Genomic DNA, 19,188 nt, shown 5'->3' with positions numbered 1-19,188 from the left:
TTTATCACTAATCCAGAGAGTACAACCCACAAGTACCGATCCAACAATGACTGATTTACCAACAACGGAATTGTAATTCCCATGTATATGCACGATCTCTGCCGTCTGCATGGCTACCCTGCAAATACAAACAAGTTGCATTTCACCTCACATTGACTATACCTACCCGAGCCAAGACAAATCTGTTCAAACCAGCCAGCCTAACTGATCAATCGGCCTGTCAGCTCACGGAGACAGATCCAATGCTACGGTTAAAACCTTACCTGGTGTTTTTAATATCGACGATGATGACTTATATTCCCGGACATTCAGCCTTGGCAGATCTTGTCATAAATACGACAGAGTCAATCAATCCTGACAACTCCCCCTCCTCTTCCGAAGTTAATCGAATCGCATCCGCTTCTGAACCCGATGCCGTTCTGTCGGATAGGGTGTTAATGGGCATCACACTGGCTCTGGCATCCTCAGACGATATCAGTTGCGGGGAGGACCAGGGGATAGTGAAAGCCTTCATCTGCTCAAAGAGCAACGGCCCGGATAATTCAACTGTGATCTATAGTAACAGCTCTGACTTTAACGCTATTAAAGATAAGCTGGGATGTGAATCCCCCGCTACAACAGACGTCAAAAAAAACAAACCCGATTACGATCGGTGGCTGACCAGCTTTTCTGTCTGGGTTTCTGAAGGCATAGAGATGTACATACTGCTTAAAGGCGCTCTTCTGTTTAATCCAAAAGCCACCAAAAAGATTATGGCGACAGCCACTGCCACCAGTTTAATCACTATGACGGGTATTTATACTGCCGGGGTCGGGCTCGCGGAATCTGGTAAGAAAATCCCCGAGAAATGGATTGCAGTTGTTGAAGGCTTAACAAGATTAAAAGCCGGCCTGAGCCTCGGTGGCTGGGCTCTCGGGATCGCAGGAGGGGTTGCAGGTCGAAAAGAACTCGTCTTGTCAGGATTACTGATAAATGTTGTCTCAAACACCTTTCGCGAAACCGGAAGAGGTGCTCTCATTACTTTACCGCTGATTCTTGATAAAAAGTACGCAGCCATTGCTTTCTCTGGCATCCCTCTGGCATTCATTGCTGCACAACCTTTATTCTGCTATCAGCGGACCAACAACCCCTATGCGAAAGCATTCGCATGGACTTTAATCGCCACTCTGGGGGCCGGACTGTTCTCGAGAGCCTGGCATAACTTTGAAAGACTTGCCGGTGAATCCAGCACGCTCTGGAATATAGACAAAAATATAACTGTTGGTGGTGATTATGAGATACTTAGTCATGAAAAACTGCCAATGTCGGTTATTGCTCCCTTTGGATATCAACCCAACCCCACGATTATTACCGTAGCCTCCGGTCTGGGCTTTTTTACATTCGTATCGCTGGCAAGCCTCTACCGTTTTATCTACAGAGTTGAACCCTCAGGCACGGGTCAGATAATAATTGATCTGGATGCATCTCAGTTCTGATACCCATACATGATCTCCAGTGGACTTTCAGGTTGTCTTTTCAAAGGTCAGGATGGTGTATTAGAGCGAAAAGGATAAAAAAGTCCGGTGTAGGTTTCACTCTTCTAAACCCATTAGAGACAATCCGTACTTGCCTGAACAGACAGGTTGCAGCCAAACTATTGCGCTTTTGGACAATAAGCCAGCCCACCCCCGTCAGGCTGCAACGGAATTATATGACCCAACAACGCCCGGATACTACCGACTACCTCTCACTGTTCCTGAATGATGCCCCCCTGATGGATGTTCGGGCCCCCGTTGAATTCAGCAAGGGTTCATTTCCATTGGCGACCAATCTGCCTATTCTGGACGATCACCAACGCAAAGTGATTGGTACTGAATACAAGCAGTACGGGCAGGAAGCAGCTCTCTCTTTGGGTTATGAGCTGGCCACTGACAATGTTCGTACTCAAAGAGTGACTCTCTGGCAGCAATTTGCTCAACAACACCCAGATGGCTACCTATTCTGTTTTCGCGGCGGTCAGCGCTCTCATATCAGCCAATCCTGGCTGGCAGAGTCCGGATATCCCTACCCTCTGGTCGAGGGGGGCTACAAAGCCATGAGAAGATTCCTGATTGATGAACTGGAACAGTCTGTTGATGATATTCCCTTTATGATTCTCGCTGGCAAAACCGGTACCGGCAAAACTCGTCTGATTCATGACATTGAAGACAGTATTGACCTGGAAGGTCTGGCCAATCATCGAGGATCGAGCTTCGGTCGCCGTTACGGTGGCCAGCCCACCCAAATTGACTTTGAAAGCCGCCTTTCTATCGCCATGCTCAAGCACCGCCATTTTAAACCAGGCCGATCGGTACTTCTGGAAGACGAAAGCAAGCTGATCGGGCGTTGCGGTCTGTCCCGGGCATTCAGGGACAAGATGCAGCAATCCCCGATCATTCTGCTGGAAACGTTCATCAAAGATCGTGTAGAGATAGCTCTCCAGGAGTATGTCCGTGATAATCTGGCCGAATTCGAGACGGTTTATGGTAAAAAAGAGGGCTTCGCCCGGTTTAGCCAGGGCCTGGCTGACAGCCTTTACCGGATTCGTAAAAGATTGGGTGGAGCCCGCTATAAGGCGCTGGGAGAACTGCTATCCTCAGCTCTTTTGCAGCATGAAGTTCATGGCATCATTGATGGTTACCGGCCACTGATTGAGGAGTTATTGGTGGGCTACTACGACCCCATGTACGAATATCAACTGGAGCAAAAACAAGGAAGAATTCTTTTCAGGGGCAACCGGGAAGAGATCAGAAGCAGCTATCCCGAGCTGGTATTGAACTGAGAAGCAGTTCGACTCCGGTAAAAGAGGGCCATACCCCAAACCAGAATGGCAATGACGGCCCACTCCTGAGCGTTGGGTATGCGCCCCTCCAGCATAAAGACAAAAAGTACTCCAAATAAAACTTCCAGCGATGTACAGGGATAAAATCCTGAATCACTGTTATGCAACACCGCCTTGCGTCTGCATATCCGGGCCAAACCGGTGGCTAATACGCCTGCCAACAGCAGTCCTCCTCCGAAGTAAGCCCAGTCAATATTGGCAACACCTTTCGAAAAGAGGGTAAATTCGGGATGGTCCAGCCAGGTCAGTGGATAAATCATGGGGAGTGCCAACATAGAGCCTAATCCGGTTAACAGATAACGATCGGAAGGACCAATATCGGGATGTTCAATGGCCATTAACAGTTGTATGCGGGTACCTGCGAGCCAGCTGATGCTCGCCAACAGTAACCAGAACAAGCCATTGGCCATACTCTGCTCATGTGAGTCCGGAGAAACCTGATCAAACTTCTGGGACATCAACAGAAACAGCGCTCCAATCAACAGCAGTAAAGGAATAGTGAGCTGACTGCCAGCTTTTCCAGTCAAAAAGCATTTCTGAAAAATCATGGGTAAAGCGGCCATCAGAATACAGGCAAAGACTCCGCCGAGGCTTCGGATACTGATAATAAGAAAAAGGTAATAAAGAACATTAGTCAGCAGGGCCACCCAAACCCACTTCTGGATATCACCCAGCCGGGCTCTTTGAATCATCTCGCGACGAAAAAGAACGATCATAGAGATCCAGAGACCAAATGCTGTAAAGCGTCCTGCTACCAGTTCTATAGCCGTATATTCCGACATCCATTCAGGAAGAATGATCAAACTTCCCAGCAATGCCCCCGACACCAGTGAATAGACAACGCCTCTGGAAATCAACCCGGTACCACTCCAAACAGAAACTTAAGGTTCTCTGAGCATTGTCTACAACATCTTGATTTTCCAGCCTCCGGGAAGGGATTGCCCTCCTCAGCCGACCAGCGAGGCAGCAAAACGGATAAAATTGGCTGCACTTCCCGGCGGTGTTTTTCAAGATAGTCGTCCCGATAAATCCCATTTCAAAAAAGACTGGCTGCAGGTAGTATCGTTACAACCGATTCAATCCAATACCAAGGGAAGTATTCGTGTCCACAGATTTCGATACTTTTATCAACCGAACTCATACCTCAAGCCTGAAGTGGGATCGCTACAAGGAAAGAGATATATTGCCTTTCTGGGTGGCGGATATGGACTTCAAATCCGCCCCCGAAATCATTGAAGCTATGCAACAACGTGTTGAACATGGTGTGTTTGGCTATACCCTGGCCGATGAGGGCCTGGAAGAACGCATTGTCGAGCGAATGCATAACCTCTACGACTGGCAGATTGAAAGAGACTGGATCGTCTGGCTGCCCGGGCTGGTAACGGCACTCAATATTGCGGTGAGGAGTGTTGCCGGTCCCGGAGAAACCGTTGCCGTGCCTCTACCGGTTTACTATCCCTTTTTGATGGCTCCCAAGCTGGGTGGGCGCGAAATGATCGGACTGGACTGGGTTATCAGGGATAATCAGTGGCAGTTTGATCTGGAGGCATTTGAAAGCAAGATCACCGAAGACACCCGACTCTTGATGCTGTGTAACCCACAGAACCCCAATGGCCGCGTGCTCAGCCGGAAAGAACTGGAGACTATCGAGGCACTCTGCAAAAAGTACAACATTGTCGTATGCTCCGACGAAGTGCATTGCGACCTTATTCTTGATCGCAACGCCGAGCACATACCTTACGCCAGTCTGAGTGACTTCACCCGTGACACCTCCATCACCCTGATGTCTCCTTCCAAGACATTTAATGTGGCCGGCTTAGGCTGCGCCTTTGCCATAATACCGGATGGCACACTGCGTATGGAGTTCCAGAGAGTTCGCAAAGGAATTGTCCCTGATCCGGATAACATGCTGATGGGTTTCACGGCGGCCAGGGCCGCCTATGAGCACGGTGAACCCTGGCGCCAGAGTCTGCTGGACTATCTGCGGGGTAACCACGACCTGCTGATGTCTGAAATCAACGGTATTGAGGGGCTAACTATGCTGCCTCTTCAGTCTACCTACCTGGCCTGGATTAACGTCAGCGAATTAGGACTGGATGATCCTCACCGTTTCTTTGAAGAGGCCGGTGTCGGCTTCTCCCCCGGCGCTCAGTTTGGAGACCGTGACTACCTGAGAATGAACTTTGGCTGCAGCCGCTCCACTCTGGAAGAAGGCATCCGCAGGATCAAGGCAGCAGTAGCCAATCTGAAATCCTGACTGGCGTAATTAAATGTCGGGCTGTCATTGAATAAATGACGGCCCTTTCAACACTTTTCAGAACACCCACTTGCTGATGATGGCCCGCCACTTTGATAACGGATGGCTCAGACAGCAAAGCCTTTATGAGTTAATCTGCTAACATTGACACATCTGTCAATCTTGATACTTCTGCCTTTAAGCTCTAAACCATATAGGATACTTTAATAGACTCTGATCAAACCGGACAGCATTCATCAAATGCTTTGGAGATTAGCTCGTGCTGAAGATGACGCCTACAGAAAACACTCCGCCACTTCCGATCCCGACAAGAACACTGATTCTCGACTCAGGTACCCCGGAAGAAAAACGACAGGAACTGAATCAGTATTTCTGCGAAACCTACGATATTTACGACCGTCTTTTTGAAACACTCACCAATGATGAAGCTTTTTACCGCAAAGCCATTTCCCAGAGACACCCGCTGATTTTCTACTACGGCCATACGGCAGCATTTTTTATCAATAAGCTGATTGCTGCCCGCCTGATTAACGAACGGGTAGATACGGACATCGAAGCAATGGTGGCCATCGGCGTTGATGAAATGTCCTGGGATGATCTGGACGAAAATAACTACGACTGGCCTACGGTTCCAGCCATGAAAGAATACCGTCGAAAGGTCAGGGCACGGGTCATTGATTTTATTGAAAACATGCCTCTGGACGTACCCATCACCTGGGAAAGTCCGGCCTGGCTAATCATGATGGGCATTGAGCATGAGCGCATCCACCTCGAAACCTCATCGGTTCTGATTCGTCAGCTACCTCTGGCTTACGTCACGCCCCACCCGAACTGGCAACCCTGTAAAAGTTCAGGGGCCGCCCCGGAAAATCAGTTAATTGAACATACGGGTGGCCACCAGATTCTCGGAAAACCCTTTGATCATGCCCTTTATGGCTGGGACAACGAGTATGGTCACTATGAAGAAAGTATCCCTGCCTTCAAGGCCAGCCAGTACCTGGTCAGCAACCAGGAGTTTCTTGAGTTTGTTCAGGATGACGGATACAACACCGAAAAATACTGGACCGATGAGGGCTGGGCATGGGCTACCTTTGCCGAAGCCATACACCCTGAGTTCTGGGTTCCCGGTGATGAAAATTACCGATACCGGGCCATGTTGGAAGAAATAGACATGCCCTGGAACTGGCCTGTGGATGTCAACTGTCACGAAGCTCAGGCTTTCTGCCGATGGAAATCAGAAATGACAGGCCTGCAAATACAACTGCCATCTGAAGCTGAATGGTATTGTTTGAGAGACACCATTGAAACAGACCAACCCTATTGGGAACAGGCTCCGGGCAACATCAACCTTGAATACTGGGCCTCCTCCTGCCCGGTTAACCAGTTCAGGACTGGGGATTTTTATGATGTCATTGGCAATGTCTGGCAATGGACAACGACACCCATTGATGCCTTTGAAGGCTTCAGGGTTCATCCCTACTATGATGACTTTTCAACCCCCACATTTGATGGCAGGCATAACCTGATTAAGGGTGGCTGCTGGATCTCGACAGGCAACTATGCAATTCGGGATTCGCGGTATGCCTTCAGACGGCATTTTTTCCAGCACGCCGGTTTTCGCTATGTTGAATCCACCGCTGAACATAATACCAGCCAGAACCCCTATGAAACCGATGCACTGGTGGCTCAGTACCTGGAATTCCATTATGGCGACAGCTACTTTGGCGTTGAAAACTTCCCCAGGGCCTGTGCCAGGGTCTGCCATGAATTGCTAAAAGACCATAATTGCACCCGGGCACTGGACCTTGGCTGCTCGGTAGGGCGAAGCAGTTTTGAGCTGGCCCGCTGGTTCAATCATGTAGACGGTATCGACTTCTCAGCTCGTTTTATCTCTGCGGCCGCGAAGCTTCAGCAGAACGGAAAAATTCGATACTTTGTACCTTCCGAGGGCGAACTGGGTGAATACCGTGAAGCCAAACTGACAGATTTTGCCGATGACATTGATGTCAGTCGTGTGCTGTTTACCCAGGGCGATGCCTGTAACCTCAAACCCAAGTACAACAACTATGACCTGATCTTTGCCGGGAATCTGATTGACCGACTGAATGATCCCCATAAATTCCTGTCTTCTGTACATGAGAGAATCCGCCCGGAGGGACTGCTGGTGCTGACCTCGCCTTACACCTGGCTGGAAGAATACACGTCAAAAGAGAAATGGCTGGGTGGAATACGCGAGAATGGTGAAGCCCTCACAACCTATGACGGGCTGAGAAGAGTTCTAAGCCAACACTTTGAGGAAATCAAACCACCCAGAGATATTCCTTTTGTCATCCGGGAAACCGCCAGAAAGCACCAGCATACGGTTGCTCAGGCCACGTTCTGGAAAAAAAAGACTCCCTGAGTCAAGCAGGAGCCTGAGAATGACTTCTTTATCAGGCTCCTGACCTTTCTATTCTTCGCAAATCCTGTTCAGGCACCGCTGACCATCTCCGGAGCAATAGTTCCCCTTGTCAGTCTAATACCTGTTATGAGCTTCAGTTTTCCATTATATTGCCCGATCAAGACAACGATTACGGGTTCAGTGTGAGCAAAAACAGTTTCCAGTTTGAACAAATTGGAGTGATTCACTCCTGCTATCGGCAAAAATTTGGAATTCCCCGCCAACCAGGCATTGTCACAGCGGCAGAGTCAGAGCTGGAACTGATACCCCCCTTCAACCAGGAGAATCTGGTGCGTGGTCTGGAAGGTTTCTCTCACCTCTGGGTTCATTTTATTTTTCACGAAACCATGAATGAAGGCTGGCGTCCTACTATTCGCCCTCCTCGTCTGGGCGGTAAACAACGCATGGGAGTTTTTGCCACCCGTTCGACCCACCGTCCCAATCCCATTGGCCTCTCCGTGGTAAAACTGAAGGGCATCCAGTCCGGAAACGGCAAGCTGGTACTAAGACTAACAGAAGCTGACCTGCTGGACGGCACACCCATCATTGATATCAAACCTTACTTGCCTTACGCCGATGCGCTACCAGAAGCTAAAGGTGGCTTTGCACCTTTACCGGCGGTTATGGCAGAAGTGGAATTTAGTGAAGTGGCCATGATCAAGTGCCAGATCTATGAACGACAGACCGGACGCTCTCTGGTGGAACTGATTAAACAAGTATTGGGCCAGGACCCACGCCCGGCGTACCTAAGAGATACAACAGGACGCAGACATGGCTCTGCACTCTGGGACGTTAATGTAGTCTGGGAATCCAGGGGCGATCACTTTCTGGTCACCGACCTGGAACCTTACGGTCATCTTTAGGAGTTTAAGAATGATCATTCCCTATCAGGAATTGAACGCAGAGACACTGAACCATCTGATTGCCGATTTTGTCAGCCGGGAGGGGACTGACAACGGTTTTGACCAGGATCAGGAAAGCCGTATTCAGCAGGTAATCGGGTTATTGAAATCCGGTGAAGTCGCTATTGTTTTTGATCCTCAAACCGAGAGTGTGAATATTATTCCTGCCAAAGAAGCTCAGCACTATGAGTCTATGATCAACCACTCTTAAAAGATCAGGCTTTTTTCATAAATCAGTTACCCCGCCCCACAGAGGGTGTCGCAAAACTCCAACAACTTGTTCCCATGCTGGGACCCACAGGGCCTAAAAGCATGGGAACCGGAGGTTTTTCGACACACTCCATGGAGCGGAAGGCCTGAAACCCGTACCTTTTCATCGGTCCTATGTGTCAAACGAAAACGGTCGTTTTCTTCAACGCCCTCAGTCCCCATATTCCCTGGGTTGTAGCGGAATTGGCAATTCAAGCTAAAACAAAAAATTCAAAACACCCAGTAATATCAGGGCTTTGCAAGCGATGTGGCTGCATGGACACCCATTTGTCAACCATCCCTCAACAATACTAATAACAGGACCGCTCGTATTATCAGCATCAGAAATAAGTTTGGATGAAGTGTAGGCTACCTGGGTTGTATTGGGAGAGACTATAGCAGAAGCGGATAAAAATGATGAAGCAGATGAAATAGCTGTTGACATAGTGCCATTACATGCAACATCAAAACCCGCCGAAGACCATGCGCTCAATGAAGCAAATCCTGCTCTATAACGTTTCCCATTGACAGCCCAACAGCGGCGTTTACCAGCATCATCAAACGATACCCAACCCCATGCCTGCTCTCTGTCTTTTAATCCAAATGCCCCATTCATCATCTTGATGCCAGAACAGTAATTGCGAAAGACGCCCCCCATATAGTGATCGGGATCCGACGGATGAGCTAAGTCAATGGATAAATCATTGCCAAACTGATCAACGACGCTGTTACAGGTAGAATCGACAAAGCTCAGAACGTTTTCTCTGGGCCATAAGTATATAGAGAACAAAACACCACTGCTTTGTGGTGAAACGGGTGTTGGAGGATCCGTTCCAGTGGTTACAGCTATAACGGTTTGAGTGTTTTTCATAGTCAACTGCACTTGCCCTTTTTTCTGAAAACATCTTACGCTCAGTGCAGCGTTTTGAGTGTTGGTTGATCCTGGTAGACCTTTTAAAAGATCAAACTCAGAGTGCAAAAATCGGTAGACGAAATGTTCTTCTGTGCCAAACTCACCATAATTGCTACAGCCCAGATCTACCGGCCTGATCCTCATATCGTTATCCGCTGGATCAAGTACCACCCTGATGTTGTCTGCAACAAAAATACCCGCGCCCCTCAGTTCCAGAATACCCGCCGGTATATAATCCCCTGTGGCCGGGGTTGTACCAGGGTCTCCTGTGGTAGCCGTTGCTGATGAATCATCGCTATCCAAAGGATGTCTGGAATCGACTTCGATATTCGCCAGATAATAGACAGAATCATTATGGGTTGCCGAGATCACGTAGTGACTCTCTATGCCTCCCTCAATAACAAATTCAGGCAGGATATCCACTCTGTTCCCCACAAAAGCCGAGTTGTCCGGTAACTGAAAACCGTTGACTCTTCTGATGCTATCAGAAACGGGCTCTGACAATGGCAATTCATAAACCGCTGGCTGTCCCTTTCCGGGCGATTGCTCTGCATCAAAGATAAACAAGGTTGGATAGACCGTTTGAAAAACCTCATGACCCAGTTTTGATGTTGTAGCGGATACTTTTCTAATCCTGACTGTTTCAGAAATTGGAGCTGCAGCTGGGGGAGAACTACGGGGAATGCCTGAGGAAGTGCTCGGGGAAGATGTTACCGGTGGTATTTGATTATTCTTTTCTCTGATGAGAGCCTTAAAAACAGCTAAATGATGACTGCACACATCTCTATCAACACTACTGACTAACTCTGAACAACTTGAAAACTCTGTAAATGCGGAACTGCCCGTTAAGCTACCGGCAATGAAAGCATAACAAGGGAAGGCGCAAATTGCTGACAATAAAGCAACCGCTAAGCCAAGCCTGTGACTATTCATAACTATAACTTGAGACCTCGTCAAGGAAGAGCGGGTAGCAACATGTAGAGACTGCCCATGCGCAAGATTCGTGAAGTACTCAGACTCAAATTCGGGCACCGCCTCAGCGGGGTGGCCGGATGTACTGGAATCACTGGCCGGATGCTGCCGGATTGTGTGACCGAGTACTCTCGAATAGCCATGAGTTTATGACAAACTGCGGCAGATCGCGCTCCTTCAATGGAATATCGACTGTATCTCTCCTCAATCTGCAGACACATTTTGGTAACAACTGAAGTGCGGGAAGACCCAATCCCAATGTTGCAGCTAATGCCTGACTGGTATACCTTATCCAAGTCTGCTTGATACGTTTTGAACAATGGAACCAGGTTTGAGTTATAGCCAGCCCTCCAAGAAACAGGCCAGCACCTATGGATGCTTTCACCCATGTGGGTGTTTTTTCTGGTACTTCAAATCCTCTTAATTCAGCTGTGCCAGCAATGCTAATAACCGGACCGCTCGTATTATCTGCATCAGTAATAAGTTTGGATGAAGTGTAGGCCACCTGGGTTGTATAAAGAGAGGCTGAAGAAGAAGCGGACAAAAATGATGATGCAGATGAAATGGCTGTTGGCACAGCGTAATTACATGCAACATCAAAATCTGCCGAAGACCATGCGCTCACTGAAGCAAAACCTGTTCGATAAGTCTTCTCCAATGAAGATTCACAGCCATGTTCACCGGTATCACCTAATATCCACCCCCATGCCTGCTCTCTGTCTATTAATCCAAATGCTCCCTGAACCATATTAACGTCAGTACAATAACTGCCCCAGACGTCACCCATGTAGTAATCAGGATCCGATGGATAAGCTGAGCCAATGGTTAGATCATTGCCAAACTGATCGACGACGCTGTTACAGGTAGAATCAACAAAGCTCAGGACATTTTCTCTGGGCCATAAGATTATAGAGAACAACACCCCACTGCCAGTTGGTAAACCAGGTGTTGGAGTGACCGTTTCAGTGGGTACGAATACAATGGTTTTAGTGTTTCTCATGGTCAACTGCACTTGCCCTTTTTTCTGAAAACATCTTACATTCAGTGCAGCGCTTTGAGTGTCTTTTGATCCTGGTACACTTTGTAAAAGATCAAACTCAGAGTGCATGAATCGAAAGACGAAGAATTCTTCTGTTCCTCTTCCATCAGAAAAATTGATACACCCCAGCTCTACCAGTTGGACGCTCCTGTGATTATCCGCCAGGTCAAGCACCACCCTGATGTTGTCTGCAACAAAAATACCCGCGCCCCTCAGATACAGAATACCTGCCGGTATATGATCTTGTTTAGTTGGGGTTTTATCTGGGTATCCTGTGGTAGCAGTGGCTGATGAAGCTCTGGTATCCAAAGGATTTCTGGAATCGATTTCGATATTCGCCAGATAATAAACAGAATCATTATAGGGTGCCGACATCACGTAATGATTCTGTGTGCCTCCTTCAATCACAAACACAGGTAAAATATCTATCCTGCTCCCTACAAAAGCTGAGTTATCAGGCAATTGAAAACTCTTTACGCCTCTGAGACGGCCAGTGACGGGCACTGTCAATGGCAATTCATAAACGGCTCGCTGTCCCTTTCCTGACAATTGCTCTGCATCAAATATAAACAATGTTGGATAAGTGGTTCGAAAAGCCTCATGATCCAGCCTTGATGTTGTAGCGGATACTTTTCTAATCAAGACTGTTTCAGAAATTGCAGCAGCAGCCGGGGGAGAACTACGGGGAATGCCTGAGGAAGTGCTCGGGGAAGATGTTACCGCTGGTATCTGATTATTCTTTTCTCTGATGAGAGCCTTAAAAACAGCTAAATGATGACTGCACACATCTCTATCAACACTACTGACTAACTCTGAACAACTTAAAAAATCTGTAAATGCGGAACTGCCCGTTAAGCTACCGGCAGTGAAAGCATGACAAGGGAAGGCGCAAATCGCTGACAATACAGCAACCGCTGACCAGAGTCCGGCACTATTCATAAGCGCACTCTGCCTCATTTTTAAAACGTTCAAACAACAGCATCCGTACCATGGCAATCCTTTTTGAGACCGTTATTTATCCCAGACCGGATATTTCATAAATAAAGACAGTGAGAACGACTAGCAGCCTGTCGGACTTAAGCGTCCGTAGCGAGGATTGCAAGAAATTGAGGATAAAAATTTCTGCTTCTGAGGAGAATAGCGAGCTATTTGACGAAGAAGCAGGAATTTTTAGACCAATTTATTGCAACCGTAGTAGGACAGCCTTAAGTCCGACAGGCTGCTAGAACCGTCATCATTCATCGAACCTGTCTGAGGAGCAAAAGTGCTGTCATAAGGAAGTCGGTAATGCTGCTTTATCATCCAGATTACCGACTGGTGATAGGTTTTACGACACCTGCAACGGGCGGGATATAACAACAAAAACTACAGTCTACCAGGATCGAGTAGAGCTGGATCTTTCGAGAAGTCTTTATTTCCCAATAGATTACGCCCTCCTCTCAATCCACTAAAACATTTTGGTACCACATGGACTACTGCAGGAAGACCCAAACCCAGAATAGTCGCTAACACCTGACTGGTACGCCTTATCCAAGCCTGCCTGATTCGTTTTGAAAGATGGAACCAAATTTGAGTAATAGTCTGATCGCCAAGAAGCAGGGCCGCACCTACGCCCATTTTTTCCAATGTGGTTAAATTTTCTAATGCTCCTAAACCCTTTAATTCTGCAGTGACAGTATTATTCATAACCAGCCCCTCCGGATGACCTGCATCATAAATAAGTACGGGTGAAGTGAAGGCTGCCTGAGTTGTAGAGGGAGAGACTGTGGATGAAGCGGATGTTGGCATAGTGCAATGACAGGCAACATCAAAACCTGCCGAAGACCATGCGCTCACTGGCGCAAATCCTGCTCGATAACGCTTCTCTGAATCAGACGAGCAGGGGTGCTGATCGGGATATTTAAAAGGTATCCAACCCCAGGCCTGTTCTCTTTCTTTTAATCCAAACGCTCCATTTATCATTTTGATATCAGAACAGTAGGTACTGTCATAGACGCGACCCATGAATTGATCAGGATCCGATAGACGAGCTGTATCAATGGACAGATCATTGCCGTGCTGATCAACGACGCTGTTACAGGTAGAATCAACAAAGCTCAGAACGTTTTCTCTGGACGATAAGCTAATAGAGAACAACACACCACTGTTTCGTGACGATCCGGGCGTAAGAGTATCCATTTCTGAGGATACCGATATGACTGTTTTAGTGTTTTTCATCGTCAACTGCACTTGCCCTGTTTTCTGATCACATTCAACATTCATTGCAGCCGGTTGAGCATACCTTGATCCCTGCACGCCCTGTAAAAGAGCAAATTCAGAGTGCATAAATCGATAGACGAAAGGTTCCTCTGGTCCTATCCCGTCAGCATCGTCAGTGCAACCCAGATTTACCGGCTTAATCCTCCTGTTATTATTCGCTGGATCAAGTACCACCCTAATGTTGTCTGCAACAAAGAGACCTGCTCCCTTCAGATCCAGAATACCTGCCAGTGTGTGATATTTTCTGGTCGGGGTTGCCCCAGCGTTCCTTGTAGTAACTGTTGCTGTTGAACGGCCTGCCTTTATGGGATTTCTGGAATTGATTTCGATATTCGCCAGATAATAAACAGAATCATTACGGGTTGCCGACATCACGTATTGATTCTCTGTGCTTCCCTGAATCACAAATTCAGGCAGAATATCCGTTCCGTTTCCCACAAAAGCCGAATTATCCGGTAACTGAAAACTGTTGACCCTTCCGGAGCTGCCAGTGACGGGCTCCGACAATTGCAATTCATAAACAGCTCGCTGCCCCTTTTCGGATGAACGCTCTGCATCAAAGATAAACAAGGTTGGGTGGAAGGTTCGAAGAACCTCATAATCCAGCCTTGATGTTGCACCCGAAATTTTTCTTATCTTGACCGTTTCTGGAATCGGAGAAGCACTTGGGGAAGGTTTTGTCGAAGATACCTGATTGTTCTTTTTCCTGATTAAATCCTTAAGAACCGACAAATGATGACTGCAAACCTCTCTGTCGACAGTGCTGGCAAATTCAGAGCAACCCGAAACCTCTGTAAACCTGTAACCACCCGTTGACCCACCTTTGGTGAAAGCATGACTGGGGAAGGCATAAATTACCGACAAAAGAGCACCTGCTAACCCGGATCTGGAAATAATCATAACTGCACTCTGTCCAGTTTTTAACGCTCAAACAGAAGCATCCTTACTATAACAATCCTTTTTAAAGTCGTTATTTATCCTAGACCGGATATTTCATAAATAAAGGTAAAGCCTTCTCCAATAAAAAACGAACCTCTTGACGTCTGTTTTTTCCAGCATCAAGTAAACCCCACAGACTTGGATTTCTCATCCACGCTTATGGAACAAAAAAGCGGATGGCTGCCCTGCGGGTTCCTGTCTTGTATCACTGCCCGCAGCCCAGCCAAGCAGGCGATGCTTCACAACGGGTTTGGTAATGCTGCTTTATAATCCATATTACCGACTTAAGGGTTTTACCTTCCCGGGGACAGGCTATGAACAATAACAAACTACGGTTGATCTTTGCTTAGCAATAGAAACTCCTGTACAAGTGGTCTCATCCCCACGGAACAGGGTGATGCCGACTGGAATAACGGAAGGCCGAAACCTAACACAGCCGCTGACACCTGACTGATATATTTTGTCCTGGCTTGCGTGATGTAGTTTGAATAAAAGTACCAGACTTGGGTAATGACTTGATCCAATAAAAAAAAGCCAACGCATGCGCCCAAAACAGTTCTCTGCTCTTCAGTTAATCCTTCCGTCCTATCACTGTTTATGGCCAGAGCGCTTTTGTTACCTACCACTCTGGCAGATATGTGTGAAGCATTAGTTATCTGTGAAACATTAGATAGCTGAGTTGTATCTGGAGAGAATGTGGTTGAAACGGATGTTGGCATAGTGCCATTACACGCAACTTCGAAACCTGCCGTAGACCATGCGCTCACTGAAGCAAAGCCTGTTCGATAAGTCTTCTCCAATGAAGATGCACAGCCAAGTTCACCGGTATTATCACCTAATATCCAACCCCATGCCTGCTCTCTGTCTTTTAATCCAAATGCTCCCTGAACCATATTAACATCAGTACAATAACTGCCGCGGATGTCACCCATATAGTGATCAGGATCTAACGGGGTAGCTGAGTCAATCGATAGATCATTCCCAAACTGATCAACGACACTGTTACAGGTAGAATCGACAAAGCGCAGGACGTCTTCCCTGAGCCAGAGTCTCATAGAAAACAACACACCACTGCTTAAATGTAATCCGGATGCTGAAGGGTCAGTTTCAGTGAGTACAGATATGACGGTATTAGTGTCTCTCATAGTCAACTGCACTTGTCCTGTAGCCTGATGACATGCAACATTCAATGCAGCGTTTTCAGAGCCTGCTAATCTGTGTGCGCCTTTTTGGAGATTAAATTCAGAGTGGGTAAATCGATAGACGAAGTACTCCTCTGCTCCTCTCTCATGAGCAAAATTCGTACACCCCAGTTGTACCGGTTGGACCTTACTTTCACTGTCTGCCGGATCAAGTACCACCTTGATATTGTCTGCAACAACAATACCCGCTCCCGTCAAATCCAGAACGCCTTGAGGTATATGATTCTTTGTGGTCGGGGTTGTAGCGGGATACCCTGTAGCAGCGGCTGTCGATGAACTGCCGCTGTCTAAAGGATTTCTGGAGTCAACTTCGATCTTTGCCAGATAATAGACAGAATCATTATGGGGTGCCGACATCACGTAGTGATTCTGAATGCCTCCCTCAATAACAAATTCAGGCAAAATATCCTCTCCGTTTCCCACAAAAGCCGAATTGTCAGGTAACTGAAAACTGCTAACTTTCGTGGGACTGCCAGTGCCGGGATCTGACAATTGCAATTCATAAATGGCCGGTTGCCCCTTTCCTCGCGATCGCTCTGCATCAAAGATAAACAAAGTTGGATGGGTGGTTGCAAAAATCTCATTATCCAGCTTTGATGTTGTAGCGGATATTTTTCTTATCCTGACTTTTTCAGAAATTGGGGGATGAATGAGGTGAACACCTGAGGAAGTTGTTGGAGATACCTGATTATTTTTTTCTCTGATTAGATTCTTAAAAATAGGCAAATGGTGACTGCACACCACTCTATCGACACTTTCGGGTAATTCGGAACAATATTTAACCTCTGTAAATGTAGAACTGCCCGATGATCCTCCCGTGGAGAAAGAATAACAAGGGAAGGCATAGATTACTGACAAAAGAGCCACTGTTGACCCAGATCTGGAAATATTCATAACTGCACCCTGTCTAATCTTTAAACGTTAAAATAGAAGCATCTATACCGTGATAACCCCCTTTAAGGTCGCTATTTATCCTAGCAGCCTGTCGGACTTAAGGCTGTCCTACTGCGGTTGCAATAAATTGGTCTAAAAATTCCTGCTTCTTCGTCAAATAGCTCGCTATTCTCCTCAGAAGCAGAAATTTTTATCCTCAATTTCTTGCAATCCTCGCTACGGACGCTTAAGTCCGACAGGCTGCTAGACCCGATATTTCATAAATAAAGGGGACACCTTCTCCAATAGACAAAGAGCCTCACGCCCCTGAATCTTTAAATGGAATTCATTAAGGCCTTTCAGCAAGCATGAGAGTGAAGCAAACTATCATCAGCCATTAAACCCGACAGGGCGTCAAAAACATTGTTACCAAGAAACCGGTAATACTGATTTAAAGTACAGATTTCCGACTCGTGGAGGGTTTTGCAACACCCTCCGGAGGGCACAGGCTATTTACAACGAGGAACTACAATGGTGGCACTTGCTCTGACAATAGAATGTGCTCTGTCTGTCTTTCTCTCACCCCGCAGACAAATTTTGTTAGCAACTGAAACATAGGAATACCCAGACCCAATGTAGCCGCTAAGGCCTGACTGGTATGCCTTATCCAGGCTTGCCTGATACGCTTTGAAAGATAGAACCAGCTATGAGTAATGACCTGATCCGCAAGCACACCAAGACCCACTCCGACTTTCTCCGAAATGGTTAACCCTGCTGTGTCAGTACTATTCATAACCAGAGCACCTGGATCAGGTATCAGCACGGGTGAAGTGTAGGCTACCTGAGTTGTATAGGGAGAGACTGTGGATGAAACAGTTGCGGCGGATTCAGTGGGTGCAATGGTTTCAGTGGATGCAGTAATCCATTCAGTCGGTGAAATGGATGAAGCAAATGTTGGCATGGTGCAATTACACGCAACATTAATGCCTTTGGTAGACCACACGTACAGTGAAGCAAACCCTAATCGATAACTCTTCTTGGCGCCATGCGAACAGCTATCACTGTCGGCGTAATCAAAGGCTTTCAAACCCCATGCCAGCTCAATGCCTTTTAATCCAAACGCTCCCTGAATCGCATGAAAATCGGAACAATGATTATGGTGCCAGCCACCTATATAGTGATCAGGATCCGATGGCAGAGCGGAGTCAATCGATAGGTCATTGTCATGCTGATCAACGATGCGGTTACAGGTAGAATCGACAAAACGCAGAACGCTTTCTCTCTTCCGCTGAAAACTAAAGGAGAACAACACGCCACTGCTCTCTGCAATTTCCGGAACATCGGCTGTTGGCGCATCGTTGGGTACCTTTATGACGGTTTTAGTGTTTTTCATGGTCAACTGCACTTGTCCTGTTTCCTGGAAACATTCAACATTCAATGCAGCGTTATGACGATATGTTTCTCCCAGGGTGCCTTGCAGGAGGTTAAATTCAGAGCGTATAAATCGATAAATAAAACGCTCATCTCCCCCTCTTGTTTCAGGATCATCGTTACACCCCAGTTTTACCGAATTAATCATCCCGTGATTGTTCGCCGGATCAAGTACCACCTTGACGTTATCTGCAACAAAGATACCCGCCCCCATCAGGTTCAAAATGCCTGCCGGCATATGACTCCGACTGGACGGGGTTGAATGGGGGGATCCTGTGGGAAGTGTCGTTGATATACCGCCAGTATCCAGAGGGTTTCTGGAATCGACTTCGATATTCGCCAGATAATAGACAGAATTATTATGGGGTGCCGACATCACGTAGTGATTCTGCATCCTTCCATCAATCAAAAATTCAGGCCGAACTTCATTTCTTCCGTTCCCCACGAAAGCCGAATTATCCGGCAACTGAAAACTGACGATTGCATCGTGGCCATCAACAGACTCTGCCAATGGCAATTCATAGATAGCTTGCCGCCCCTTTCCAGGCACTTGCTCTGAATCAAAGATAAACAGGGTTGGATCGTCAGTTTTAAAAACCTCAAGATCTGGTCTTGTATTTGTAGCGGGTATTTTTCTTATCTTGACCGTTTCGGATATTAGAGAATGACCTGAGGAAGATGTTGTTGGAGATATCTGATTGTTTTTTTCCCTGATGAGAGCCTTGAATTCCGATATGTGCTGATTGCACACATCCCTATCGATACGGCGAGTTAATTCAGAACAACTTGAAGCCTTTGTATATGTGGAACTGGTCGTTGGCTCAACTGTGGAGAAAGCATAACAAGGGAAGC

General features: G+C 47.1%; 12 protein-coding genes. 6 read left to right on the top strand and 6 right to left on the bottom strand.

Annotated elements, in window-relative coordinates:
* The first annotated feature begins 242 nt into the window (after positions 1–242).
* Together KBW69_RS07980 and mnmH are read left to right on the top strand one after the other, a co-directional pair.
* Positions 243–1,475 (top strand): hypothetical protein, encoded by a 1,233-nt coding sequence (locus KBW69_RS07980; RefSeq protein ID WP_257280557.1) that lies wholly within the window; start codon positions 243–245, stop codon positions 1,473–1,475.
* 215 nt (positions 1,476–1,690) lie between these two features.
* Positions 1,691–2,800, top strand: a complete 1,110-nt coding sequence (gene mnmH / locus KBW69_RS07975) for a tRNA 2-selenouridine(34) synthase MnmH (protein ID WP_257254382.1) — start codon at positions 1,691–1,693, stop codon at positions 2,798–2,800.
* Here the strand turns inward: mnmH and KBW69_RS07970 are convergent.
* A complete protein-coding gene (locus tag KBW69_RS07970) occupies positions 2,776–3,717 on the bottom strand; it encodes a hypothetical protein (RefSeq protein ID WP_257274775.1) in 942 nt (313 codons plus the stop codon). The two genes, mnmH and KBW69_RS07970, sit on opposite strands and share 25 nt — an antisense overlap.
* 245 nt (positions 3,718–3,962) lie before the next feature.
* Here KBW69_RS07970 and KBW69_RS07965 point away from each other — a divergent pair, with 245 nt between their 5' ends.
* The 4 genes from KBW69_RS07965 (at position 3,963) to KBW69_RS07950 (ending at position 8,670) form a co-directional block, all read left to right on the top strand.
* The gene (locus tag KBW69_RS07965; protein WP_257280556.1) at positions 3,963–5,117 is read left to right on the top strand and encodes a PatB family C-S lyase; all 1,155 of its coding nucleotides are present in this window, start codon (positions 3,963–3,965) and stop codon (positions 5,115–5,117) included.
* Positions 5,118–5,385: 268 nt separating this feature from the next.
* Positions 5,386–7,518 (top strand): 5-histidylcysteine sulfoxide synthase, encoded by a 2,133-nt coding sequence (gene ovoA, locus KBW69_RS07960; RefSeq protein WP_257280589.1) that lies wholly within the window; start codon positions 5,386–5,388, stop codon positions 7,516–7,518.
* A gap of 182 nt (positions 7,519–7,700) precedes the next feature.
* Entirely contained in the window at positions 7,701–8,420 is a 720-nt protein-coding gene (tsaA, locus tag KBW69_RS07955; RefSeq protein WP_257280554.1) for a tRNA (N6-threonylcarbamoyladenosine(37)-N6)-methyltransferase TrmO, read from the top strand.
* A 10-nt stretch (positions 8,421–8,430) separates the two neighbouring features.
* Positions 8,431–8,670, top strand: a complete 240-nt coding sequence (locus tag KBW69_RS07950) for a YheU family protein (RefSeq protein WP_257280553.1) — start codon at positions 8,431–8,433, stop codon at positions 8,668–8,670.
* Positions 8,671–8,925: 255 nt separating this feature from the next.
* On the opposite strand, the gene KBW69_RS07945 is transcribed toward KBW69_RS07950, so the two are convergent.
* The 5 genes from KBW69_RS07945 to KBW69_RS07925 form a co-directional block, all read right to left on the bottom strand.
* On the bottom strand, positions 8,926–10,188 hold the full coding sequence (locus KBW69_RS07945; RefSeq protein WP_257280552.1) for a hypothetical protein: 1,263 nt from the start codon (positions 10,186–10,188) through the stop codon (positions 8,926–8,928).
* Between the two features lie 496 nt (positions 10,189–10,684).
* A complete protein-coding gene (locus tag KBW69_RS07940) occupies positions 10,685–12,274 on the bottom strand; it encodes a hypothetical protein (protein WP_257280551.1) in 1,590 nt (529 codons plus the stop codon).
* 723 nt (positions 12,275–12,997) lie between these two features.
* On the bottom strand, positions 12,998–14,791 hold the full coding sequence (locus KBW69_RS07935) for a hypothetical protein (protein WP_257280550.1): 1,794 nt from the start codon (positions 14,789–14,791) through the stop codon (positions 12,998–13,000).
* A 368-nt stretch (positions 14,792–15,159) separates the two neighbouring features.
* The gene (locus KBW69_RS07930) at positions 15,160–16,926 is read right to left on the bottom strand and encodes a hypothetical protein (protein ID WP_257280549.1); all 1,767 of its coding nucleotides are present in this window, start codon (positions 16,924–16,926) and stop codon (positions 15,160–15,162) included.
* 505 nt (positions 16,927–17,431) lie between these two features.
* A complete protein-coding gene (locus KBW69_RS07925) occupies positions 17,432–18,886 on the bottom strand; it encodes a hypothetical protein (protein WP_257280548.1) in 1,455 nt (484 codons plus the stop codon).
* Between the last annotated feature and the right edge of the window lie 302 nt (positions 18,887–19,188).

This window comes from Endozoicomonas sp. ISHI1 (assembly GCF_024606225.1).
In the GTDB taxonomy this organism is placed as follows: domain Bacteria; phylum Pseudomonadota; class Gammaproteobacteria; order Pseudomonadales; family Endozoicomonadaceae; genus Endozoicomonas_A.
Note: the sequence above shows the minus strand (reverse complement) of the source record. Positions and strands in the feature narration are given on the sequence as shown.